Annotated in this window: 1 protein-coding gene; it reads right to left on the reverse strand. The window is 66.2% G+C overall.

Features of this window, described 5'->3' with window-relative positions; translation table 11 throughout:
* Positions 1–80 precede the first annotated feature (80 nt).
* On the reverse strand, positions 81–743 hold a 663-nt coding region (gene otsB / locus EN935_RS38720), incomplete at its 5' end, for a trehalose-phosphatase (RefSeq protein ID WP_127374387.1).

Below are 743 nucleotides of genomic sequence, written 5' to 3' on the forward strand. Positions count from 1 at the left end.
CAATTGTGCAAAGCGTCCCATCGAACCGTTCCTTTCCTTGCCCTTTCCAGATGCGCGATCGGGGTGCGCTTCGGCCGGACCTAGAGCTGACTTTTCAGCCAGGCGAGCGTTTCGGCAACACCGGCCAGCCCGTACTGCGCGGTGGTATGCGCAGGTGGCTTGACCCGTATCGACAGGCCGCCGGCATCATTGACGGCCTCGAAGCCGTTTTCGTCCGAGGTGTCGTCGCCCAGGAAGACCGGGCGGCGGCCCACAAATGGCGCGATGTCCATGAAGCGCCGGATCGCGGCGCCCTTGGCGGCCTCGAGCGGCAGCAGTTCCACACCGGCATTGCCGGGAACCACGCGGTAGCCCTTTGGCAGCGTGGCCAGCGCCTGCTCGACAAGCTGCGTCGCGCGGGGAAGCAGGTGCGGGGCAGCGCGCGTGTGGATGGCCAGCACCCGTCCTTTGCGCTCGATATAGGCCCCACGACCGAGCTCGGCCTGGATCTCGTCGGCAAGCGCCGCGATATCCGCCGGCTCGCCGGCGACTTCGACGTCGTCGTCCGGCAACAGCCTGTGTTCCAGGCCATAAAGCCCGGCTGCGCGCAGCTTCAAAGGCTGAAACAGCTGATCCGCTGCCGCAACGGAGCGGCCTGTGATGAAGGCCAATGCCCCGTTCAGCTTGCGATCCAGCCCCTGCAGCAAGGAGCGAAGCTCGTCGCTGACCGAGACGGCGTCGGGGTGTTCCGCATGTTCCAGCAG

Origin of the sequence: Mesorhizobium sp. M7D.F.Ca.US.004.03.1.1 (assembly GCF_003998635.1) — a bacterium.
In the GTDB taxonomy this organism is placed as follows: Bacteria; Pseudomonadota; Alphaproteobacteria; order Rhizobiales; family Rhizobiaceae; genus Mesorhizobium; species Mesorhizobium loti.